Raw genomic sequence first — 23,175 nt, 5'->3', positions numbered from 1 at the left:
GCCGGCCGCCACCGCGGCCGGCCCTGACCGCCGTCGTGGGCCGGTCATCCGCCGTCGTAGGCGGCGGTCACATAGACCGTGCGCGGCGGCTGGTACTCCACGACCATCACCACCGTGCCCCGCTCCAGGCGGGCGCCGGGCTCCGCCGGATACGCCAGGAACGCCTCCGCGCCGCCCCGCACCCGGACGATCACCTCGCCCACCAGCCCGGGACCCACCGTCCCGGTGACTCTGCCCAGTTCACCGATCACCGGTGATCCCCCGTTCCCCGACCTCAGCGGCGGTCAGCCGGCTCGTCGCCGGCGCCCGCCCCTGGCTCTTGCCCTGCCCCTTGCCCCGGGATGCCGCCCGGTACTCACAGTGTGGCGATCGGCACTGACAACCAGCGCCGCCAGCGCGGTGGTCACCGGCACCGACAGCACCAGCCCGATGCTGCCGACCAGGGTGCGGACAATTTCCTCCGCCACCACCTCGCTGGTCGCCACCGTGCTCACCCCGCTGTCCGCGATCGAGAACAGCAGCAGCAGCGGCAACGAGGCCCCCGCGTAGGCCATCACCAGAGTGTTGACCACCGAGGCGATGTGATCGCGCCCGATGCGCATCGCGGAACCGTACAGTTTGCGCCAACTCGCGGACGGATCCGCCTCCTTCAGCTCCCACACCGCGGAGGTCTGGGTCACCGTCACATCGTCCAGCACCCCCAGCGACCCGATGATGATCCCCGCCAGCAGCAGTCCCCGGATCTCGATATGCGGATAGAGGGTGTGCACCAGACCGGTCTGGTCATCGGTGTCCCCGGTCAGATGCGCCCAGCCGATAAACAGCGAACCCAGCAGCCCGATCACCATCAGCGAGCTCAGCGTGCCCAGCACCGCCACCGAGGTACGGGCGTTGAGGCCATGGCACATATAGAGCGCCATCAGCATGATGGCGCTGCCGCCGATCACCGCCACCAGCAGCGGATCCGAACCCTGCAGGATGGCCGGCAGGATGAACATCGTCAGCAGCCCGAAGCTGAGCACCAGCGCCACCAGGGCGAACACCCCGCGCAGCCGGCCGATGGCCACCACCGCCAGCGCGAACACCCCGGCCAGCAGGCCCATGGGCAGCTTGCGGTCCACATCCATCACCGAATAGCGAAGGTTCTCCGGGGCCTTGGGGGCGTAGGCCAGCACCACCTTCTGCCCGGTGGTGTAGTGCCGGGAGGCACTCGGCTGCACGATCTCGGTGAAGGTGCGCCCCTGATCCGGCCCCGAGGCCACCTCCACGGTGGTCTTCTCGCAGGGCCCCTGGACCGGTGCGTTCTGCCCGTTCTGTCCCGGACCCGACGGCGGGGGCGCGGCGGGCTGGGCGCCCAGCGCGGCGCAGTCGGCGCGCTGCACGCTCACCACGCGCCCCGCGCGCGTCTGCTGGTCCAGGCCCACCCCGGAGTGCTGATGCGGCGGCGCGCCCCCCGGCCACAGCACCACCAGCCCCGTCACCACCGCGACCGCGAAGGGGATCAGCACCGCGGCGATCACCTTGCGCAGATGCGTGGAGACCGGGGCGGCCGGGCCATGCGCATGCGCATGGGAGTGGCCATGGGCATGGCCATGGGCGTGCCCGGGGGAGCGGTCGTGGGCGTGCGCGGGAGCGTGCGCCGGTGGCTGGGGCGCGCGAGGCACGGGGTCGGTGCTGGTCACCGCCGCATCATGCCAAGGCCCACTGGCCGTGTCGCCGGGGAAGGCGCTAGCGTTGTGCCACCTTTGCAATCGCGGGAGCTCGGAGCACCGGGCTGAGAGGGCGCTGACCTCCGTACCGAAGAACTCGTACGGAAGCCGCTGCGTCGACCGCCGAACCTGTTACCGGGTAATGCCGGCGTAGGGAGTTACGGTCTTATGGCCACGCAGGACGCGCACACGTCTGCCACCACGTCCACCCAGACCAGCGGTTCCGCCGAGCGGATCGGCTGGCACAAGGACTACCTCACCGGCTCACGGCCGGACCTCAGGGTCCCGGTGCGCCGGGTGCACCTCAGCAATGGACAGGACGTCCGGCTGTACGACACCTCCGGCCCCTACACCGACCCCGCCGTGGAGACCGATGTACGGCGCGGGCTGACCCCGCTCCGCGAGAACTGGATCATCGCCCGGGGCGACACCGAGGAGTACTCCGGACGCCCCGTCCGCCCCGAGGACGACGGCATCAAGCACACCTCGCCGCGCGGCGGACTGCGCAATCTGGACGCGGTCTTCCCCGGCCGCCCCCGCCAGCCGCGCCGCGGCCGGGACGGCGCCGCGGTGACCCAGCTCGCCTACGCCCGGCGCGGCGAGATCACCGCCGAGATGGAATATGTGGCGCTGCGCGAGAACGTCTCGCCGGAGGTCGTCCGCGAGGAGATCGCCGCGGGCCGGGCCGTGCTGCCGGCCAACGTCAACCACCCCGAGATCGAGCCGATGATCATCGGCAAGAAGTTCCTGGTGAAGGTCAACGCCAACATCGGCAACTCGGCGGTCACTTCCTCCATCGAGGAGGAGGTGGAGAAGATGACCTGGGCCACCCGCTGGGGCGCCGACACGGTGATGGACCTCTCCACCGGCCGCAATATCCACACCACCCGCGAGTGGGTGCTGCGCAACTCCCCTGTCCCCATCGGCACCGTGCCGCTCTACCAGGCACTGGAGAAGGTCGACGGCAAGGCCGAGGACCTGACCTGGGAGATCTACAAGGACACCGTCATCGAGCAGGCCGAGCAGGGCGTGGACTATATGACCGTCCACGCGGGCGTGCTGCTGCGCTATGTCCCGCTCACCGCCCGCCGCAAGACCGGCATCGTCTCGCGCGGTGGCTCCATCATGGCGGCCTGGTGCCTGGCCCACCACAAGGAGTCCTTCCTCTACGAGAACTTCGAGGAACTCTGCGAGATCCTCGCCGCCTACGACGTCACCTTCTCGCTGGGCGACGGCCTGCGCCCCGGCTCCATCGCGGACGCCAACGACGAGGCGCAGTTCGCCGAGCTGAAGACCCTCGGCGAGCTCAACTCCATCGCCAAGCGGCACCATGTGCAGACCATGATCGAGGGCCCGGGCCATGTCCCGATGCACAAGATCAAGGAGAACATCGACCTCCAGCAGGAGATCTGCGAGGAGGCGCCGTTCTACACCCTCGGCCCGCTGACCACCGATGTGGCGCCCGCCTACGACCACATCACCTCGGGCATCGGCGCCGCGATGATCGCCTGGTGGGGCACGGCGATGCTCTGCTACGTCACGCCCAAGGAGCACCTGGGCCTGCCGGACCGGGATGACGTCAAGACCGGTGTGATCACCTACAAGATCGCCGCCCATGCGGCCGACCTGGCCAAGGGCCACCCCGACGCCCAGGTCTGGGACGACGCCCTCTCCGACGCCCGGTTCGAGTTCCGCTGGGAGGACCAGTTCAACCTGGCCCTGGACCCCGACACGGCCCGCGCCTTCCACGACGAGACCCTGCCGGCGGAGCCGGCGAAGACCGCGCACTTCTGCTCGATGTGCGGGCCCAAGTTCTGCTCGATGAAGATCAGTCAGCAGATCCGCGATGAGCACGGGGACGGCTCGACGGCCGTCGCGAACGGCTACGACGCCGAGGCCCTGGCGGGCATGGCCGCCAAGTCCGAGGAGTTCGCGGCCCAGGGCAACCGGGTCTACCTGCCACTGGCGGACTGACTGCTGAAGTTCCGCAGCATGCGTATCCCGAGACCGTCACTGGACGGTACGGTCTCGGCGTTCGCCCTGGTAGGGAGAGCGTCACCCGGTACAGTCCGAGCGGGCCCGAAGCCGCAAGTTTCGGTTGCGACTTCGGGCCCCGCTTTCGCCCGTCTACTTGAGCGCGTAGACGGGCGTACCGTCGCCCAGCGTCCCGGTCTGCCGGATGCAACCGCGCTTCAGCATCATGCGCAGCGCGTCATGGACGCGTGAGACGGTGAGCCCGGTGCGCACCGCGATGGCGTCCAACCGGTGGGCGCACTCGCCGGATTCGATGAGTGCCGGGAGGATGTAGGCGGCCACCGCCCAGATGTCATTGGTGACCGCCAGATTGCGGTCCCGCCAGCCGTTGATCACGGACTCGGCCGTTACCCGGGGACGGGCGGGGGCCCGTTCCCGGGCCGACGGCGGACGGTCGACGATCTCGCTCATGCGGTCGGCCAGCCGGTCGAACTGTGAAGACAGTTCGGACATGAATCGCATCAGGGCGTCATTGGTGCCCTGTTGCACGGTGCTGAGTTCCCGGATGCCCTCGACCACTTCGCGCTGGGACCGCCCGGTCTCCCGTTGCGCGGCCGAAAGCTCTTCGGCCAGCCGGAGGTTGCTCTCTTCCAGCCTTACGATCGCCTCGGCAATCTCCACCGGCACGGTATATGTCGTGGCCGCCGACGGTTGTGCTTCGGCCCTGTCCAGGGAGTACGAGCCGTCTTGTTGAACCATGCGGATGACCTTTGCCACCCACTGCTTGAAGGGCTGGCACGAGGGCTTGGTGGACCCGTTGACGAGCAGGATGAGACCCTGCAAGTCGACCATCTGCAAGTCTCGGCGCCACTCCCTGCCTGCGGGAACGCTGAGAGAGTGACTTCCAGTCACTGTCTCGAGAAACTCTCGGCGCTCCTCTGGGACATGATCGAGCAGGGCCTTGCGTGTGGTTGTGTAGCCCAGTTCCTTGCACACATCCACCGCAGGGAACCAGTGCTCTCCGTTCGGCAGAGTGATCCGTCGAATCCGCGCCCCCGTCGCCGCATACACGAAGTCACCGACGTCAATGGCCTCTTGCCTGCCCGCCGTCCGGTCCGGTGGGGATTGTCTCGTGCTCATGGTGAGCATCACCTCCACACCGGACCGTAAGCAGGCAGAAACCCCGACTACCGCCGTATAAACGGAAGTTCCCTCAATCGGGGCGGATCGATCGACTTCCGCTGTGCGAGCAAGGTGCTCGAATGGAGAAGCGGGCCCCTCACTCCCGCCGTTCCTCCGAAGACGACGACCCGCCCCCGAAATCCGGGCTGGTGAAACCGGGCCGCGAGTAACCCAGGTGCGGCGTACGCCCATTGCTCTCGCGCGGTCGCGGGACGTGGGAACCGCCGTTCGAGGACGGGGCGTTCGCCAGGGCCTCCCGGAGGAACGGCAGGATGCCGCGCTCCAGCAGGGCCTCGCGCCAGGCATCCCGGGCCAGATCGACCTCGGTCGGCCGATGGTGGCCACGGCCCTCCGCGCCCGCGCCCGGACCCGCACCGCTGCCATTGCGCAGCGCGGTGATCAGCAGCGCGGCCATGGCGACCAGCGCGCTGGCGGCGGTCAGGCCGGCGAACCACCAGCCCACGGTGACCATGGGGCCGCCCACCGAGTCATGGGCCGCGGTCAGCCGCAGCACATACCCGATGACCAGGAAGAGGAGCGCGGCGATCCCCGCCAGCACCGGGGCCAGTACGGCGAGCACCGCACCGGCGCCCGCACCCTCGGCGGCGGCCGCCGGGGAGTCGGCGGTGCCGGACGTCCGTTCGCCGTCCGCGCCCCGGGCGGACCCGCCGGCGACGACGGGCTGGGGCTGAACGGCCGTGCTGTGGCTGCGCTGTTCCTCACGCGCTCTGACATAGGTGCGGTATTCCGCCATCGCGCACGCCGAGATGGCGGCCATGGCGCCCAGCGCCATGGTGCGCAGTTGTTCGGTGTTGAGCCGCTGTCCCACGGCGGCGATCAGTGCGCTGATTTCCGGGTCTCGGTCCGCTGAACGCAACGCCTGGTCCAGGGCCCGCTCGAACTCCGGGCGGTCCTCGGCCAGCAGATGCGGAGCGCTGTTCATGTGCATCCCCCGATGCTCCGTAGGGCCTAGTAGCCGGCTGGTACCGGACGGTGGGCGGAAACGGAGGAGAGCCTGCTACGGATAAGCCGATGGTAGAGCCGCACCGGCATGGGGTGACAGTGCGTTTTGCGAATTAGCCCATGCCGGTGGAACTCCGTACTTGCCCGTCGTTACCCGGCGTGAATCCTCAGCCGGCCAGGGGAAGTTGCACGACCAGCAGTTTTCCGGCCATGGTGACCCCGCCGTCCATCGCCAGCGCCAGCCCGTCCGCGTACAGATGCGGACCGCTGACCACCGGCGCGCCCTCCTCGCCGTCCTCGTCCTCGGCGCCGACCTCGCCCAGCAGATAGGGGATGGGGCTGTGGCCGTGCACCACCCGGCTGCCGCCATAGGTGTCCAGGAGTTCGCGGGCGGCCTGGCTGCCGGACTCGTCCCGGAAGGCGAACCGCTTGGTGAACTTGCGGAACAGATCCCAGACTTCGTCCGGGTCATTGCGCTGCAGGGCAACGGTGATCGCGTCGTTGACCTCCTCGATGGAGTCGCCGTAGTCCAGGTAGGCCGTGGTGTCGGAGTGCACCAGCAGGTGCCCGTCCTCCTCCGCCATGGCGTCCAGCCGGGACATCCACTGCAGGTGGTGGTCCTCCAGGCGCTCCATGTCGGTGCGCTGGCCGCCGTTGAGCAGCCAGGCCGCCTGGAAGGAGGCGGTGCCGGCGCCGGAGTTGACCGGTGTGTCGGCGAACCGCTTGGCGCCGATGAGCAGCAGTTCGTGATTGCCCATCAGAGCCTTGCAGTAGCCGCCGGCCGCCGCGGCCTCCGCGGACAGCCGCATCACCAGGTCGATCACGCCCACGCCGTCCGGGCCGCGGTCGGTGAAGTCGCCCAGGAACCACAGCCGGGCATTGCCCGCGGCCCAGTGGCCCTGGTCGTCGATCAGCCCCTGGGCGGCCAGCGCCTCATGCAGTTCATCGAGGTAGCCGTGGACGTCGCCCACCACAAAGAGCGGGCCGGGGCCGGGCGGCAGCGGCTGGGTCTGCGGGGTGCTCACCGGGGTCAGCTCCACCGTGGGCACATCCTGGGGGACGGCCTGGGCGATCACCGGGAGATCGCGGGCGGTCGGGGTGTAAGCGGCGAGGTGGGCGGTGCCCTCGGCGGGCACGGTCGGGTGATCCATGGCGGGGAATTCCGGGTGCGCGACGGGACGGGCGTATTCGACGGTGTACGGATTGGCGGCCTCGGCGGCGTACGGGGAGGCGACGGGAGGTACGGCGTACCCGGGGTAGGGCGTAGCCGCCTCCGCCACCCTTGCCGCTGGTTCCTGTTCGGCCCCCTGAGCCATCGACCCCTCCACCGTCGCGCCGCAGTGCACCTTGTGGACCCTGCCTGGTCGCCGGCGGCCCGTGGTGTCGTTCGCCCATCATAGGAATGACCGTCGCGGCTTGTGACGCACCAGGGTCCGTCAATCGGGGAGCGGACCGAGGTTCGACGGTCATTTCTCCCCAATTGCGTCATTCGCGGCGGTCAACGAGGTGGCGGGTCATGCCGTCACGGCCCCCGGCCGAACTGCTCGCTTTGCTGTACCCGGGGCCGGCCGTGTTGACGCCGGAGACCGGAGCGGACCGGAGCGGGACGGAGTGGTGCGGGAGGGGGCTCGAAGGGCGCGGGGAAGGGGCGTGCGGCGACATTGGGGGTGGCCGGGTGGTGGTCAGGTGGTGGCGGGGCCGCGCGGGGCGCTGACCGTGGCGCGCGGGGGGCGGCGCTCGGAGGAGGTCCGCACGATCAGCTCGGTGGGTATGACCTGTTCCACCGGCCGTCCGCAGTCCAGCCCCTCGATGGCGTCGATCAGCAGCTGCACCACGGCGGTGCCGATCCGGCGCGGCTTGAGCGACAGGGTGGTGATGGGCGGCTCGGTGTTGGCATAGACGGTGGACTCGCTGCAGCACACCAGCAGCAGGTCGTCGGGGACCCGCAGGCCGTAGCGGCGGGCGGCGGCCAGCAGATCGGTGCCATTGGGGTCGAACAGCCCGTAGACCGCGTCCGGCCGGTCGGGCCGGGCCAGCAGCCGGTCGGCGGCGACCGCCCCGGCGCGGGGGTCGTGCGCGGGGTACTGCTCATAGACCGGATCCTGGCCCACCCGCTCGCACCAGTGCAGATAGGCGTGGGTGGACAGCCGGGTGTAGGTGTCGGTGGTGGTGCCGGTGAGCAGGCCGATCCGGCGGGCGCCGGCCTCCGCCAGGTGGTCCAGGATGCCCAGCACGGCCGCCTCGTGGTCGTTGTCCACCCAGGCGGTGACCGGCAGGGTGCCGGCCGGGCGGCCGTCGGAGACCACCGGGATGCCCTGGCGCACCAGGTCGGAGACGACCGGGTCATGGTCGGAGGGGTCGATGACCACGGTGCCGTCCAGGGCCACGTTGGACCACACATCGTGCCGGGAGGTGGCGGGCAGGATCACCAGGGCATAGCCCCGGGCCAGCGCCGCCGAGGTGGCGGCCCGGGCCATCTCGGCGAAGTAGGCGAACTCGGTGAAGGTGAAAGGTTCATCCCCGTAGGTGGTCACGGTCAGCCCGATCAGCCCGGACTTGCCCGTGCGAAGGGTGCGGGCGGCGGCCGAGGGGCGGTAGCCCAGCCGGTCGGCGACCTCGCGGACATGGCGGCGGGTGGCGTCCGGCAGCCGGCCCTTGCCGTTGAGGGCGTCGGACACGGTTGTGATCGACACCCCGGCGGCGGCGGCCACATCGCGGATACCCGCCCGGCCCGGCCGGCCGCCCCTGCGCGTCGACTCCGCGCGGCTCACCTGATGCTTCCCTGCTGCTGTCATGGCGAGCCGATAGTAGGGCTCGGGTGGCTTATTGGCAGGGCGCGGGAATTCACTGTTGACAGGTACGTTTCTGCACGACAAACACCCGGCAATGACCTTGGAACCAGAGGCAGTTGAGCCATCCGGCGATGAGCCGTCGGGACCTGGCATATCCACCTCTGATGACTGGTCCAGGTCTCCCCCAGTCCCCAACTCACCTTCATGAGCGATGCGCGCCACGGCGCCCGCCACGGCGCGCGCCGGACCAAGATGCGCCGCCCAGGCTCTGGACGCCGTCCGGGGGAATCCTCATAAGGTGTGCAGTATTCAAGCGAGGAGGATCCGCGGTGACCGAGAAGACTCCCAGGCTGCGCCCTGAGCTGGACAGTGTGCCGACCTATAAGCCGGGCCGGCCGGCCGCCCCCGGGGGCCCGGTCGCCTACAAGCTGTCGTCCAACGAGAACCCCTATCCGCCGCTGCCCGGCGTGCTGGAGAGCGCCCTGGCCGCGGCCGGCTCCTTCAACCGCTACCCGGACATGGCCTGCGCGGAGCTGATGGCGGAGCTGGCGGACCACTTCAAGGTGCCGCTGACCCACCTGGCCACCGGCACCGGCTCGGTGGGCGTGGCCCAGCAGCTGGTGCAGGCCACCGCGGGCCCCGGTGACGAGGTGCTCTACGCCTGGCGGTCCTTCGAGGCGTACCCGATCATCACCCGGGTCGCCGGGGCCACCCCGGTGCAGGTGCCGCTGACCGCCGGGGATGTGCACGACCTGGATGCCATGCTGGCCGCGATCACCGAGCGGACCCGGCTGATCTTCGTCTGCAACCCCAACAACCCCACCGGCACCGTGGTGCGCCGGGCCGAGCTGGAGTCCTTCCTGGACCGGGTGCCCTCCGATGTGCTGGTGGTGCTGGACGAGGCGTACCGCGAGTTCATCCGGGACGAGGAGGTCCCGGACGGGATCGAGCTCTACCGGGACCGGCCCAACGTCTGTGTGCTGCGCACCTTCTCCAAGGCATACGGCCTGGCCGGGCTGCGGGTGGGCTTCGCGGTGGCGCATGAGCCGGTGGCGGCCGCGCTGCGCAAGACCGCCGTCCCCTTCGGGGTGAGCCAGGTCGCCCAGGACGCCGCGGTGGCCTCGCTGCGCAGCGAGACGGCGCTGCTGGAGCGGGTCGAGGCGCTGGTGGCCGAGCGCACCCGGGTGGTGGAGGCGCTGGCCGGCCAGGGCTGGACGGTGCCGGACACCCAGGCCAACTTTGTCTGGCTGCGGCTGGGGGAGCGCGCCGCGGACTTCGCGGCGGCCTGTGACCGGGCCGGTGTGGTGGTGCGGCCGTTCCCGGGCGAGGGAGTTCGGGTGACCATCGGCGAGGTAAAGGCCAACGACCTGTTCCTGCGGGCGGCCGAGGAGTTCCGCAAGGAGCTCTGACAACCGGCGGACCGCCTTTGGGCAATGCCCCGGACCGGGACCCGGTCCGGGGCATTGCCATGTCCGGACTCTTGTCAAGGGCCGGATGGGACCCCCCTGTCCAAGGCGAAACCCCGTGCGTCATAATGGCTTGTGAATGTGAACGCGTTCACAAGCTCGCCTTTATGTCCAGCTTTCAGTGGGGCATACGGGGCAAAAGCGTCGGCGTGTGGCGCCGGCGGTGCACGAGGCAAGGAGGGGCAGAGTGAATCTGGCTCTGGCGCCGGAGACCCTGGCGCGCTGGCAGTTCGGCATCACCACCGTCTACCACTTCCTGTTCGTCCCCCTCACCATCAGCCTGGCGGCGATCACCGCCGGGCTGGAGACGGCCTGGGTCCGTACCGGGAAGCAGAAGTACTTCCACGCCACGAAGTTCTGGGGAAAGCTCTTCCTGATCAATATCGCCATGGGCGTGGTCACCGGCATCGTGCAGGAGTTCCAGTTCGGGATGAACTGGTCCGACTACTCGCGCTTTGTGGGCGATGTCTTCGGGGCACCACTGGCCATGGAGGCGCTGCTCGCCTTCTTCTTCGAGTCCACCTTCATCGGACTGTGGATCTTCGGCTGGGACAAGCTGCCCAAGAAGCTCCACTGCGCCTGCATCTGGATCGTCGCGGTGGGCACCCTGCTCTCCTCGTACTTCATCCTGGCCGCCAACTCCTGGATGCAGCACCCCACCGGCTACCGGGTGGACCCGGCCACCGGCAAGGCCCAACTCACCGACATCTGGGCGGTACTGACCCAGAACACCACCCTGGTGGTGGTCTTCCATACCATCACCGCGGCCTTCCTCACCGGTGCCGCCTTTGTGGTCGGCATCGCCTCCCTCCACCTCTGGCGGGCCAAGCGCCGGCAGCTGCGCGGAGCGGAGCTGGGCGAGAAGCAGCGTCACCAAGTGGGCGCCATGCGGGCCTCGTTGCGGCTGGGCCTGGTGGTGGCGGTGATCGCCGGACTGGGCACCGCGATCAGCGGCGACAGCCTGGGCAAGGTGATGTTCGAGCAGCAGCCGATGAAGATGGCCGCCGCCGAGGCGCTCTGGGACACCCAGTCACCGGCGCCGTTCTCGGTGTTCGCGGTGGGCGATGTCTCCAAGGGCCACAACAGCGTGGAGATCGAGGTCCCCGGTGTGCTCTCCTTCCTGGCGCACAGCAACTTCTCCGAGGCGGTGCCCGGCATCAATGACATCGCCCGGCAGGAGGCGGCCCGCTACGGCGGCAAGCCGGACGACTACATCCCCAGCATCTTTATGACCTTCTGGGGCTTCCGCCTGATGATCGGCTTCGGGATGACCTCCTTTGTCGCCGGTGTCATCGGACTGTGGACCACCCGCAAAAAGCTGTGGCTGGCACCGGAGTTCCGCACCGGCGAGCACGAGGTGCCCCGGCTGATGCTCACCCGCACCAAGGAGATGGGCCCCTTCCTCACCAAGTGGTCCTGGCGGATCGGCATCCTCACCATGGGCTTCCCGCTGATCGCCAACTCCTTCGGCTGGATCTTCACCGAGATGGGCCGGCAGCCCTGGGCGGTCTATGGCCTGCTGAAGGCCGGCAAGGCGGTGTCGCCCGGAGTGAGCCAGGGCGAAGTCATCACCTCCATGGCCGTGTTCACCGTGCTGTACGCGGTGCTGGCGGTGGTCGAGGTCCGGTTGCTGGTCAAGTACGCCAAGGCCGGGCCGGATACCGACGAACAGCCCCCGGCGAAGGACCCCCGGCTGCGGCTGCCCACGGGTGCGGCGGCGGCCGAGGCCGATGAGAAGCCGATGACCTTCGCGTACTGACGCGTACTGACGGCGGACCCTGAACGGCCCGGCGCGCGGCGGAACGGAGACAACCCCTTATGCACCTCCACGACTTCTGGTACCTGCTGATAGCGGTCCTGTGGACCGGCTACTTCTTCCTGGAAGGCTTTGACTTCGGCATCGGCGTCCTGACCAGGACCCTGGCCCGGGACCGCACCGAACGCCGGGTGCTGATCAACACCATCGGCCCGGTCTGGGACGCCAACGAGGTCTGGCTGATCACGGCCGGCGCCGCCACCTTCGCCGCCTTCCCCGACTGGTACGCCACCTTGTTCAGCGGCTTCTATCTGCCGCTGCTGGCCATCCTGGTCTGCCTGATCCTGCGTGGTGTGGCCTTCGAGTACCGCCACAAGCGCCCCGAGGAGCGCTGGCAGCGCAACTGGGAACAGGTCATCTTCTGGTGCTCGCTGCTGCCCGCCTTCCTGTGGGGCGTCGCCTTCGCCAACCTGGTACGGGGCGTACCGATCGGCCCCGACAAGAACTTCACCGGCTCGGTGCTCGATCTGCTGGGCCCGTACGCCCTGTTGGGCGGGCTGTTCACCCTGGTGCTGTTCACCTTCCACGGCGCGGTGTTCGCCGCGCTGAAGACGGTGGGCGAGATCCGGCACCGGGCCCGCGCCCAGGCGCGCTGGTACGGCCTGGCCGCTGGGGTGCTGGGGGTGGCCTTCCTGGTGTGGACGCAGATCCAGTCGGGCAATGGCCGCAGCCTGCCCGCGCTGGGGGTGGCGGTGGCGGCGCTGGCCGCCGCCCTGGTGTGCAACCGACTGGGCCGGGAGGGCTGGGCGTTCACCTGCTCCGGACTGGTGGTGGTGGCCGCCTTCGCCATGCTGTTCCTGGCCCTCTTCCCCGATGTGATGCCGTCCACCACCGACCCCCGGTGGAGCCTGACGGTCGGCAACGCGGCCTCCAGCCCCTACACCCTGAAGATCATGACCTGGGTGGCGGGCCTGATGACCCCGGTGGTGATCGGCTACCAGGCCTGGACCTACTGGGTGTTCCGGCAGCGGATCGGCACCCAGCACATCCCCGCCCAGCACGCCCCCGACGCCTCCGGCGCCCAGCGCGTCCCCGCCGGGCACTGAGGCCCGTGCCATGAAGCCCGTCGACCCCCGGCTGCTGCGGTATGCCTCCGCCACCCGGTTCTTCCTGGCCGCCTCGGTGCTGCTGGGGCTGGCCGGGGCCGGACTGGTGATCGCGCAGGCGATGCTGATCGCCGAGATTGTCACCGGCGCCTTCCGGCACGGCCGCTCCGCCGCCGAACTCACCGGCCCGCTGGTGTTGCTGGCCGCCGTGGCGGCGGGTCGGGCGCTGGTCGCCTGGCTCACCGAGCTGGCCGCGCACCGGGCCGGCGCGGCGGTCAAGTCCCAGCTGCGCATGCGGCTGTTGACGCAGGTCACCCGGCTGGGGCCGGGCGCGGTGAACACCGGCGAGCTCACCACCCTGGCCACCCGGGGTGTGGACGCGCTGGACGACTACTTCGCCCGCTACCTCCCCCAGCTCGGCCTGGCCGCCGTGGTGCCGGTGGCGGTGCTGGCCCGTATCGTCACCGCCGACTGGCTCTCGGCCCTGGTCATCGTTCTCACCCTGCCGCTGATCCCGCTGTTCATGGCCCTGATCGGCTGGGCCACGCAGGCCCGGATGGACCGGCAGTGGCGGCTGCTGTCCCGGCTGTCCGGCCACTTCCTGGATGTGGTGGCCGGGCTGCCCACGCTCAAGGTCTTCGGCCGGGCCAAGGCCCAGGCGGAGTCCATCCGGCAGATCACCGCCGACTACCGGCGGGCCACCCTGCGCACCCTGCGCATCGCCTTCCTCTCCTCCTTCGCCCTGGAACTGCTCTCCACCCTCTCGGTGGCCCTGGTCGCGGTGGGCATCGGCATGCGGCTGGTGAGCGGTGAACTCGATCTCTACACCGGGCTGTTGGTGCTGGTCCTGGCGCCGGAGGCATACCTTCCGCTGCGTGAGGCGGGTGCCCGTTACCATGCGGCGGCGGAGGGCCTGGCCGCCGCCGACCAGGTCTTCGCGGTGCTGGAGCGGGAGCCGGAGCCGTCCGGTGACCGCCCCGCGCCGGACGCCCGCCGGGCCACCGTGCGGGTGGACCGCCTGGTGGTGCGCCACCCCGGACGGGACGCACCGTCTCTGCCGGAGACCTCCTTCGAGCTGCGGCCCGGGGAGACGCTGGCGCTGACCGGGGCCAGCGGAACCGGCAAGTCCACCGTGCTGAATGTGCTGTTGGGCCTGGCCCGGCCGAGCGGCGGACGGGTACTGGTGGACGGTGTGGACCTGGCATCGCTCTCCCCCGATGGCTGGCGGTCCCAGGTGGCCTGGGTGCCGCAACGGCCGTATCTGTTCGCCGGTACGGTCGCCGAGAACGTACGGCTGGCCCGGCCGGACGCCACCGACGCACAGCTGCGCGAGGCGCTGCGGGCGGCCGGGGCGCTGGACTTTGTCTCCATGCTGCCGCAGGGCACTGACACCCGGCTCGGCGAGAACGGCGCCGGCCTGTCCGCCGGACAGCGCCAACGCCTCGCCCTGGCCCGGGCGTTCCTCGCCGACCGGCCGGTGCTGCTGCTGGACGAGCCGACCGCGAACCTGGACGGGGAGACCGAGGCGGAGATCGTCGAGGCGGTCCGGCGGCTGGCCGAGGGACGCACGGTGCTGCTGGTCGTGCACCGCCCGGCCCTGCTGGCGGTGGCGGACCGGGTGATCGACCTGGGCCGTCCGGAGGCCCTGACCGGGCCCGTCGAAGGCAGCCGGCCGGTGGACGCGTCCCCGCCGCCGGGCCGGTCCGCCGATGAGACGCCGGTCCACAAGGCGCCGGTCCACCACGGTCCGGGCGCACGGGTGCGGAGCACCGGCGCGCTGGCCCGGGTGCGCGCCCAAGGCAGGCCCTACCGGGGCCGGTTCGCGCTGGCCCTGCTGCTGGGGACACTGGCGCTGGGCAGTGCGGTGGGCCTGATGGCCACCTCCGGCTGGCTGATCTCCCGGGCCTCCCAGCAGCCCCCGGTGCTCTATCTGATGGTGGCCGTCACCGCCACCCGTGCCTTTGGCATCAGCCGGTCCGTCTTCCGCTATGCCGAACGCCTGGTCTCCCATGACGCCGTGCTGCGCGCCCTGGCCGGGCTGCGGGTCTCGGTCTACCGGCGGCTGGAGCGCCTGGCCCCGGCCGGGCTGGGCGCCACCCGCCGCGGGGACCTGCTCTCCCGTCTGGTGGCCGATGTGGACGCGCTCCAGGACTACTTCCTGCGCTGGCTGCTGCCGCTGGGCGCGGCGCTGGCCGTCGGCGCCGCCTCGGTGGCCTCGGTGGCCTGGCTGCTGCCGGAGGCGGGGGTGGCGCTGGCCGTCGGCCTGCTGCTGGCCGGAGCCGCGGTGCCGGTGCTGTCGGTGGCGGTGGCCCGCCGGGCCGAACGGCAACTGGCACCGGTGCGCGGCGCGTTGTCGGACCAGGTGGTGGATCTGCTGGCCGGCACCGCCGAGTTGACGGTGGCCGGTGCCCTGCCCGGCCGGCTGGCGCGGCTGCGGCACACCGACGGCGCGCTCACCCGGATCGCGCGCCGGGCGTCCGCCGCCACCGCGCTGGGCGCCGGGCTGACCGCCCTGGCCTGCGGCCTGACGATGGCCGCCATGGCCTGGGCGGGTGTTCCGGCGGTGCACCAGGGCCGGCTGGGCGGGCCCTGGCTGGCGGTGCTGGTGCTCGTCCCGCCGGCCGCCTTCGAGGCGGTGGCCGGGCTGCCGCTCGCCGCCCAGTACCGCCAGCGTGTCCGCCGCTCCGCCCAGCGGGTGTACGAGGTGCTGGACGCGCCCGAACCGGTGCGGGACGGAACCGGGGCGGCCCCCGCCACGCCGTTCCCGCTGCGGCTGACCGGGCTGACCGCCCGCCACCCGGGCGCCGCGGCCCCCGCCCTGGACGGCTTCACCATGGAACTGACCGAGGGCCGCCGGATCGCCGTGGTGGGCCGCTCCGGCGCGGGCAAGACCACCCTGGCCCAGGTGCTGCTGCGCTTCCTGGACGCCGAAGCCGGCTCGTACACCCTGGCGGGCCGGGCGGCGGCCGCCATGGACGGGGACGCGGTGCGCCGCCTGGTGGGGCTGTGCGCCCAGGACGCCCATGTCTTCGACAGCTCGCTGCGGGAGAACCTGCGGCTGGCCCGCCCCGGCGCCGAGGAGGCCGAGCTGCGCCGGGCGCTGGCCGGGGCCCGGCTGCTGAGCTGGGTGGACGGCCTGCCCCAGGGGCTGGACACCATGGTCGGCGAGCATGGCGCCCAGCTGTCCGGCGGCCAGCGGCAGCGGCTGGCGCTGGCCCGGGCGCTGCTGGCCGGCTTCCCGGTGCTGGTGCTGGACGAGCCGGCCGAGCATCTGGACCTGGCCACCGCCGACGCGCTGACCGCGGATCTGCTGGCGGCCACCGAGGGCCGTACCACCGTGCTGATCACCCACCGGCTGGCCGGCCTGGAGGCGGTGGACGAGGTGATCGTGCTGGACGGGGGGCGCGTGGTGCAGCGCGGTGCGCCCGGTCAACTGGCCGTGGCGGACGGCCCGTTCCGGCGGATGCTGGCGCGGGAGGCAGCCGGCGAACATCTACCGCTTTCCCTGGCAAAAGGTGCTTATTAGGCTCGGCGTATGGCAGCCACCGCTCAGCCCCCCGACCCCCGCTCCCGCGCGGACTCCCTGGCCCTGGCCACCGAGGCCACCCGCAGTCTGCAGGGCATGTCCACCGAACTGACCGCACGGATCCCCCAGCTGCTGGAGGCCATGCGGTCGGTGGGCACCGGACTGGAACTGCACACCACCCTGGACCGTATCGCGGAGACCGCCGCCGAGCTCGCCCACGCCGGCTACGCGGCCATCGGCGTACTGGACGAAACCGGTGAGGGGCTGGCCGACTTCATCACCCATGGCGGCCCCGGCGGGGGCGGCACGGAGGAGGGCCGGCTGGCCGGGCTGGCCGCCGATCCGCGCTCCCGGGGCCTGTCACCCGGGCGCGACCTGCTGGCGGTGCCCATCCAGGTGGCGGGCGAGACCTTCGGCAACCTCTATCTCGCCGGGAAGCGGGACGGCGGCGCGTTCGGCGTCGCGGACCTGCATATGGTGCGGATCCTGGCCACCGAGGCGGGCATCGCCATCGGCAACGCCCGGGTGCACCAGGAGGGCCTGCAGCGGATGCGCTGGATCGACGGCTCGGTGGCCGTCACCACCGCCCTGCTCTCCGGTGGCGACGCCGAGGACGCGCTGGCCGTGGTCGCCGAGCAGGCGCGCCGGCTGGCGGGCGCGGACGCGGGCATTGTGCTGCTGCCGGACGGGGAGGGCGGCCTGGAGATGGCCGCGGTGGCGGACGGCGAGGAGACATCCGGGGAGGGCGCCGAGGAGACCGTCGAGGAGGGCGTCGAGAAGGGCGGGCTGCTGGGCACGGTGCTGCCCGCCGACTCCCCGGTGGTCTCCCAACTGCTGGCCGGACAGCCGGTGTTCGCGGACGACGCGGCCACCGACCCCCGGATGCACAGCGCGGCCGCCCGGCGCTTCGGGCCCAGCATGCTGCTGCCGCTGAAGAGCGGGGACCGGGTGCTGGGCGCCCTGGCCACCCCCCGGCGGCGCGGCGCCCGTACCTACACCGCGGCCGAACGCACCCTGGCCGGGCAGTTCGCCGCCCAGGCCGCGCTGGCCCTGGTGCTGGCCGAGGCCCAGCGCGATCGGGAGCGGCTGGCCGTCTACGAGGACCGCGACCGCATCGCCCGGGACCTGCACGACCTGGTGATTCAGCGGCTGTTCGCCACCGGGCTGGTGCTGGAGAGCGCCCAGCGCCGGGCGGTGAACCAGGAGGTGCGGCAGACGGTGGGACGGGCGGTGGACGAGCTGGACCGGACCATCCAGGAGATCCGCACCGCCATCTTCGCGCTCCAGCAGGAGCCCAATGAACTCCCGGCCGGGCTGCGCACCCGGGTGCTGCGGGAGATCGGCACCGCGGCGGTGCCGCTGGGTTTCCAGCCCTCCGCGCACTTCATCGGCCCGGTGGACGCCAAGGTGGGCGAGCGGACCGGGAAGAACCTGATCGCGGCGCTGCGCGAGGCGCTCTCCAATGCCTTCCGGCACGCCCGGGCGTCCCGGATCGAGGTGGTGGTGGACGCCACGGCCCAGCTGCCGGATGGCCGGGAGGCGGTACGGCTGACGGTGGCCGACGACGGGGTGGGCATCCCGGCGGGCGGCCGCCGCAGCGGACTGCGCAATCTGGCCAAACGGGCCGAGTCACTGGGCGGTTCCAGCTCCTATGGGCCCGGTCTGGGCGAGGGCGGCGGCGGGACCCGGGTGGTGTGGGAGGCACCGCTGTAGCCGCCCGGCCGTGGCCGCCCGCCGGCGTGTCCGGCCCGGGTGCGCTGCCGGTGTGCTCCGAACGGTCCTCTGCGCGGGCGGGGTGCCGACGGCCGGGACACGATCGCGTTCATGCGATCACTTTGTCGCTTTTCTGGCCCGTTTCTCCCGGGGCGTGGGACCGGGCGGCGATGCGTCGGCGTCACCCTGTGCGCCCTGTGCACACTGCTGGCGCCCCTGCCGACCGTCGAGCCCTCGGCGGCGGTACGGGCACCGGCCAAGGTCGCCCGGGTCGGTTTGGAGGTGTACCGGCTGGCCCAGGAGGCGGGCCGGGCCAAGGAGCGCTACCAGCGCGGGCTGGCGGGCGTACGGGAGCGCCGGGAGCGGGCCCGGCGCGCGGCCGAACGGCTGCGCGGCCAGCGCCGGATCGCCCAGGAACTGCACGCACAGGCCGGGGCGGAGGCCCGCGCCCAGTACCGCACCGGTGGCTTCACCGCGCCGGGCAGCCTGGCGGCCGCCGATGACCCGGCGGAGCTGCTGGCCCTGCAGAAGGCGGAGTCCGAACGCCGGGAACTGCTGGCCGTCGGGCTGGCCCAGGCCGAGGAGCGCAGCCGGGCCCTGGCCGTGGAGGAGCGGTCCGCGGTCGGCTCCTGGCAGGAGCTGGAGCAGGAGGTGACGCGGCTGCGCCAGGCCAGGGGTGCCCTGGACGAGCAGCTGTCGGAGGCCCGTGACGTGCTCAACGGCCTGGCCGAGGCGGCCGTGGGCAGCGGCCGGTGCCGGCCGGTGGACCGGGCTGCGCTGGACGCGGGCGATGCCGCGCATCCGGCGGGCGAGGCGCACCAGGGCTGGACGCGCCCGGTGCTGGAGTACCAGCTGTCCGCCGGCTTCGGCGGCACCGGCGCCAACTGGGCCAGCACCCACACCGGGCAGGACTTCGCGGTCCCGGTGGGCACCCCGGTCCGGGCCATCGGGCCGGGGACGGTGGTGGCGGTGGGCTGTGGCGGAGCCTTCGGCATCAGCCTGGTGATCCGGCACTCCGGCGGCTGGTACTCGCAGTACGCGCACCTGGCGGCGCCCTTTGTCACGCCGGGGCGGCCGGTGCGGGCGGGGGAGTGGATCGGGCTGTCCGGCACCACGGGCAACTCCACCGGCCCGCACCTGCACTTCGAGGTCCGTACCTCGCCGGAGTTCGGATCGGCGGTCGATCCGGTGGAGTGGCTGCGCCGGCGGGGGGTGCTGTTGTGAGCGGGGCCGCGCCGGCGCCGTACCGGAGTTGGGGGGTCAGCCCGCCAGCAGTCGTTCGATGACCTTGGCGACACCGTCCTCGTTGTTGGCCGAAGTGCGGTGGGTGGTGGTGGCCAGCACATCGGGATGGGCGTTGGCCATCGCGTAGGAGGTCCCGGCCCAGCCCAGCATCTCCAGGTCATTGGGCATATCGCCGAAGGCAACGACCTCCTCGGGGGAGATGCCGCGCTCGGCGCAGCACCGGGCCAGGGTGCTGGCCTTGCTGACGCCCGGGCCGCTGATCTCCAGCAGGGCGGTGGGGCTGGAGCGGGTGAACGAGCCGTGTTCGCCGGCCACCGCGCGGGCGATGGACAGGAACTCGTCCGGGGCCAGGTCGGAGTGGTGGGCGAGCAGCTTGAGGATGGGACCGGTGCCTTCGCCCTGCTGGGACAGCGTCTCCTCGGCGGTGGCGATCACCGCGCCGGGGTCGGCCTGGAAGGGCGGGTACTGCGGCTCGTAGTGGATTCCGGTGGTGCGTTCCACGGCGAAGGAGGAACCGGGCACGGCCGTGCGTATGGTCTCGACGATGGCCAGCGCGCCGGCGGTCTCCAGCGGCCGCACCTCCACGAAGCGGCCGCCGTCGTGCAGGTCGACCACCGCGGCGCCATTGGCGCAGATGGCCAGGCCATGGCCGTGCACATGGGCACTGACCACGTCCATCCAGCGGGCCGGGCGGCCGGTGACGAAGAAGACCTCGATGCCCGCGGCCTCGGCGGCGGCGAGGGCGGCGACCGTACGGTCGGAGACCGACTTGTCGTCGTGCAGCAGGGTGCCGTCGAGGTCGGTGGCGATCAGCCGGGGGCGGGGGGCTCTTCGCCGGGCGGCTGGGGTCTCGGGCTGCTCGGTAGCGGAAGTCACCCTCCCATTCTCGGGGAGACGGCCGGGGCCGGACATACCGGGAGCGCCCTGGCCCGGCCCCGGCCTGTCCCGGCCCGCTCTCAGCCCAGCTTGACCAGGGCCTCGGTGGCGATGCGCTCAAAGACCTCAGGGTCCGCGGCGAAGTCCGAGTCCGGGATGGGCGAGTGGATCACGATCTCGGTGAAGCCCAGCTCGGCATGGCGGCCGGCGAAGTCCACAAAGGCGTCGAAGGAGTCCAGCGGGCGGTCCGGGGTGAAGCCGGTGAGCAGGATCTTCTCCAGCTCCTGGGGGTCGCGGCCGATCTCGGCGCACTTCTCGTCGATCCGCTCGACCTGGCCGCGCAGGGCCGCCAGCGACTGCTCGGGAGTACCGGTCTCGAACAGCTTGGGGTCGCCGGTGGTCACCCAGGCCTGGCCGTGCCGGGCGGCCAGCCGCATGCCGCGCGGTCCGGTGGCGGCCACCGCGAACGGGATCCGGGGGCGCTGGACACAGCCGGGGATGTTGCGGGCCTCCTCGGCGGAGTAGAACTCACCCTGGTGCGAGACGGCCGGTTCGCTCAGCAGCCGGTCCAGCAGCGGGACGAACTCGGCGAACCGGTTGGCGCGCTCCCGGGGCGTCCAGGGCTCCTGGCCCAGGGCCGTGGCGTCGAAGCCATTGCCGCCGGCCCCGATGCCCAGGGTGATCCGGCCGCCGGAGGCGTCGTCCAGCGAGATCAGGTCCTTGGCCAGGGTGACCGGGTGCCGGAAGTTGGGCGAGGTGACCATGGTGCCCAGCCGGATTCGGGAGGTGGCGCAGGCGGCGGCGGTCAGCGTCGGCATGGCACCGAACCAGGGGCCGTCCCGGAAGCTCCGCCAGGAGAGGTGGTCATAGGTGTAGGCGGCGTGGAAACCCAGCTCTTCGGCACGCCGCCACTCGGCTTCGCCGCCCTCGTGCCAGCGGCGGACGGGAAGGATCACGGTGCTCAGGCGCAGGGAGGTCGTCATGTTCCTGAAGCCTACGTTTCCCCTGTGACGTTTGAGGCGGCGGTTGATTCTGCCGGCCCTGCTGCTCTTACCCAGTCCTTTACCGCGCGGGCCGGCGGTGGCGAGGGAGAATCGGGGCAGAGGCACCTACGGGGGCGTGGTGCAGAGCCTTGGAGGTCTCCATGCAAGGCACCCGTTTCGCTCCGGACCGAGGGCTGACCACCCGCATGGTGAGCACGATGTTCTTCATCGGGCTGCTCTATGTGGTCTTCGTCGGCGTGCTGATGGTCGTCCTGCGCGGGGCCTGGCCGCTGGTGCTGGTGCTGGCGGGCGGCCTGTTTGTCGCCCAGTTCTGGTTCAGCGACCGGATCGCCGCCTTTGGCATGGGCGCCCGGGAGGTCACCCCCGAGCAGGCCCCGGAGCTGCACGGTGCTGTGGACCGGCTGTGTGCGCTGGCGGATATGCCCAAGCCGCGGGTGGCCATCGCGGACACCGATGTGCCCAATGCCTTTGCCACCGGGCGCAACCGGAACAACGCGGTGGTGTGCGCGACCACCGGACTGCTGCGCAGGCTGGAGCCGGAGGAGCTGGAGGGGGTGCTGGCGCATGAGCTGTCGCATGTGGCGCACCGTGATGTGGCGGTGATGACCATCGCCTCCTTCCTGGGCGTACTGGCCGGGGTCGTCACCCGGGTCGGACTGTGGGGCGGCTTCCGGCGGGTGGGCGGCCGGGACAGCAACACCGCCATCCTGGTGGTGCTGATTCCGCTGATCAGCGCGGTGGTCTATGCCATCAGCTTCCTGCTGACCCGGCTGCTGTCCCGGTACCGGGAACTGTCCGCGGACCGGGCTGCCGCACTGCTGACCGGGCGGCCCTCGGCGCTGGCCGCCGCGCTCACCAAGGTCACCGGCGAGATGGCCCGGATCCCCACCCGGGACCTGCGCCAGGCCGAGCCCTTCAACGCCTTCTTCTTCGCGCCGGCCTTCTCCGGGGACAGCGTCAACCGGCTGCTGTCCTCGCACCCGACGCTGGAGCAGCGGCTGGACCAGCTCGGCCGGATCGCAGCCCAGCTCGGCCGCCCGTGAAGCCCGAACACCGTGAAGTCCGAACACCGTGAAGTCCGAACACCGTGAAGTCCGAACACCGTGAAGCCCGAACACCGTGAAGCCCGAACACCGTGAAGCCCGAACACTGTGAAGCCCGAATACCTTGAAGTCCGGCCGCTGGTGAAGCCCGGCCGGCCCGGAAGCCGGAAGGGAGCCTGGGGCCCGTGGGTCTCCTCGACGTCATCCTGGGACGCAGCAAACCCGTCCGCCCGGACCTCGACCGGCTCTTCGCCCTGCCCTCCGCCGCGCTCACCCTGGAGGCGGGAGCCGGGTTCCGCCCCACCGGGCTGGGCTCGGTGTGCTTCGCCAGCGTGGAGGGCGGGGCCTTCGAGGGCCTGCGGCAGGAGGTCGGGGAACTGCTGGACGCGGGACTCCGCCAGGACCCCCAACACGCCGGTGCGCCGGTGGAGTTCAGCAGGGACGACTACGGCTACACCTGGCTGCTCTCCCGGCACCCGGCGGAGGACACCGCGGGCTTGGTCAACGACCTGCACGCGGTCAACACCCTGCTCCAGGAAGGCGGGTTCGGACCGCAACTGCTCTGCTCACTGATGGGCTTCCGCGATGCCGGAGGGCGGCCGCTGGCGCTGGTCTACCTCTACAAGCGGGGCACTTTCTACCCGTTCGCGCCGCTGCCGGACGGGCCGGACAGGCGTGACAGGCGGGACAACGGGCTGGAGCTCCAGGTACGGGCCCTGCTGGGCGGCGACCTGCGGATCGAGCCCGACCTGGCCCGCTGGTTCCCGGTCTGGGGCGCGCCCGGTCTGTGAACCTCCTGGCCAGGAACCGCGTTGGCCAG

17 protein-coding genes and 1 riboswitch are annotated in these 23,175 nt (G+C 71.4%); of the genes, 9 read left to right on the top strand and 8 right to left on the bottom strand.

Features of this window, described 5'->3' with window-relative positions:
- Positions 1 to 44 precede the first annotated feature (44 nt).
- Entirely contained in the window at positions 45 to 251 is a 207-nt protein-coding gene (locus ACIHFE_RS14980) for a hypothetical protein (protein WP_400106462.1), read from the bottom strand.
- A gap of 33 nt (positions 252 to 284) precedes the next feature.
- Positions 285 to 1,682 carry a YibE/F family protein gene (locus tag ACIHFE_RS14975; RefSeq protein WP_400106460.1) on the bottom strand — a complete coding sequence of 466 codons (1,398 nt, stop codon included), beginning with the start codon at positions 1,680 to 1,682 and terminating at the stop codon, positions 285 to 287.
- 61 nt (positions 1,683 to 1,743) lie between these two features.
- Positions 1,744 to 1,883, top strand: a riboswitch (TPP riboswitch).
- Here ACIHFE_RS14975 and thiC point away from each other — a divergent pair.
- Entirely contained in the window at positions 1,878 to 3,683 is a 1,806-nt protein-coding gene (thiC, locus tag ACIHFE_RS14970) for a phosphomethylpyrimidine synthase ThiC (protein ID WP_400106458.1), read from the top strand. (Overlaps the previous riboswitch by 6 nt.)
- 153 nt (positions 3,684 to 3,836) lie before the next feature.
- On the opposite strand, the gene ACIHFE_RS14965 is transcribed toward thiC, so the two are convergent.
- The 4 genes from ACIHFE_RS14965 to ACIHFE_RS14950 all read right to left on the bottom strand — a co-directional run bounded on the left by ACIHFE_RS14965 (position 3,837) and on the right by ACIHFE_RS14950 (position 8,623).
- Positions 3,837 to 4,832 (bottom strand): Bro-N domain-containing protein, encoded by a 996-nt coding sequence (locus ACIHFE_RS14965; RefSeq protein WP_400107011.1) that lies wholly within the window; start codon positions 4,830 to 4,832, stop codon positions 3,837 to 3,839.
- A gap of 130 nt (positions 4,833 to 4,962) precedes the next feature.
- Positions 4,963 to 5,814, bottom strand: coding sequence for a hypothetical protein (locus tag ACIHFE_RS14960; protein ID WP_400106456.1), 852 nt, complete (start codon positions 5,812 to 5,814; stop codon positions 4,963 to 4,965).
- Positions 5,815 to 5,995: 181 nt separating this feature from the next.
- Positions 5,996 to 7,144 carry a metallophosphoesterase gene (locus tag ACIHFE_RS14955; RefSeq protein WP_400106454.1) on the bottom strand — a complete coding sequence of 383 codons (1,149 nt, stop codon included), beginning with the start codon at positions 7,142 to 7,144 and terminating at the stop codon, positions 5,996 to 5,998.
- Between the two features lie 366 nt (positions 7,145 to 7,510).
- The gene (locus tag ACIHFE_RS14950; protein ID WP_400106452.1) at positions 7,511 to 8,623 is read right to left on the bottom strand and encodes a LacI family DNA-binding transcriptional regulator; all 1,113 of its coding nucleotides are present in this window, start codon (positions 8,621 to 8,623) and stop codon (positions 7,511 to 7,513) included.
- Positions 8,624 to 8,949: 326 nt separating this feature from the next.
- On the opposite strand from ACIHFE_RS14950, the gene hisC reads away from it, so the two are divergent.
- From hisC to ACIHFE_RS14920, 6 genes are all read left to right on the top strand, one after another.
- Entirely contained in the window at positions 8,950 to 10,029 is a 1,080-nt protein-coding gene (gene hisC, locus ACIHFE_RS14945; protein WP_400106450.1) for a histidinol-phosphate transaminase, read from the top strand.
- A gap of 244 nt (positions 10,030 to 10,273) precedes the next feature.
- Entirely contained in the window at positions 10,274 to 11,845 is a 1,572-nt protein-coding gene (locus tag ACIHFE_RS14940; RefSeq protein ID WP_400106448.1) for a cytochrome ubiquinol oxidase subunit I, read from the top strand.
- A gap of 59 nt (positions 11,846 to 11,904) precedes the next feature.
- Positions 11,905 to 12,948: a cytochrome d ubiquinol oxidase subunit II gene (cydB, locus tag ACIHFE_RS14935; RefSeq protein ID WP_400106446.1), complete on the top strand. Its 1,044-nt coding sequence runs from the start codon at positions 11,905 to 11,907 to the stop codon at positions 12,946 to 12,948.
- Positions 12,949 to 12,958: 10 nt separating this feature from the next.
- Positions 12,959 to 16,474, top strand: coding sequence for a thiol reductant ABC exporter subunit CydD (gene cydD / locus ACIHFE_RS14930; RefSeq protein ID WP_400106444.1), 3,516 nt, complete (start codon positions 12,959 to 12,961; stop codon positions 16,472 to 16,474).
- 9 nt (positions 16,475 to 16,483) lie between these two features.
- Positions 16,484 to 18,187 (top strand): GAF domain-containing protein, encoded by a 1,704-nt coding sequence (locus ACIHFE_RS14925; protein WP_400106442.1) that lies wholly within the window; start codon positions 16,484 to 16,486, stop codon positions 18,185 to 18,187.
- Between the two features lie 111 nt (positions 18,188 to 18,298).
- A complete protein-coding gene (locus ACIHFE_RS14920) occupies positions 18,299 to 19,411 on the top strand; it encodes a peptidoglycan DD-metalloendopeptidase family protein (RefSeq protein WP_400106440.1) in 1,113 nt (370 codons plus the stop codon).
- 36 nt (positions 19,412 to 19,447) lie between these two features.
- Here ACIHFE_RS14920 and ACIHFE_RS14915 read toward each other — a convergent pair whose 3' ends face one another.
- A complete protein-coding gene (locus tag ACIHFE_RS14915; protein WP_400106438.1) occupies positions 19,448 to 20,308 on the bottom strand; it encodes a Cof-type HAD-IIB family hydrolase in 861 nt (286 codons plus the stop codon).
- 80 nt (positions 20,309 to 20,388) lie between these two features.
- Positions 20,389 to 21,291 carry an LLM class flavin-dependent oxidoreductase gene (locus tag ACIHFE_RS14910; protein ID WP_400106436.1) on the bottom strand — a complete coding sequence of 301 codons (903 nt, stop codon included), beginning with the start codon at positions 21,289 to 21,291 and terminating at the stop codon, positions 20,389 to 20,391.
- Positions 21,292 to 21,452: 161 nt separating this feature from the next.
- Here ACIHFE_RS14910 and htpX point away from each other — a divergent pair, with 161 nt between their 5' ends.
- Together htpX and ACIHFE_RS14900 are read left to right on the top strand one after the other, a co-directional pair.
- Positions 21,453 to 22,355 (top strand): zinc metalloprotease HtpX, encoded by a 903-nt coding sequence (gene htpX / locus ACIHFE_RS14905; protein ID WP_400106434.1) that lies wholly within the window; start codon positions 21,453 to 21,455, stop codon positions 22,353 to 22,355.
- A 185-nt stretch (positions 22,356 to 22,540) separates the two neighbouring features.
- Positions 22,541 to 23,146 carry a hypothetical protein gene (locus ACIHFE_RS14900; RefSeq protein ID WP_400106432.1) on the top strand — a complete coding sequence of 202 codons (606 nt, stop codon included), beginning with the start codon at positions 22,541 to 22,543 and terminating at the stop codon, positions 23,144 to 23,146.
- The last annotated feature ends 29 nt before the right edge of the window (positions 23,147 to 23,175 follow it).

It is taken from the genome of Streptomyces sp. NPDC052396, from assembly GCF_044593195.1.
Classification (GTDB): domain Bacteria; phylum Actinomycetota; class Actinomycetes; order Streptomycetales; family Streptomycetaceae; genus Streptomyces.
This window is presented reverse-complemented; position numbering and strand designations above follow the sequence as displayed.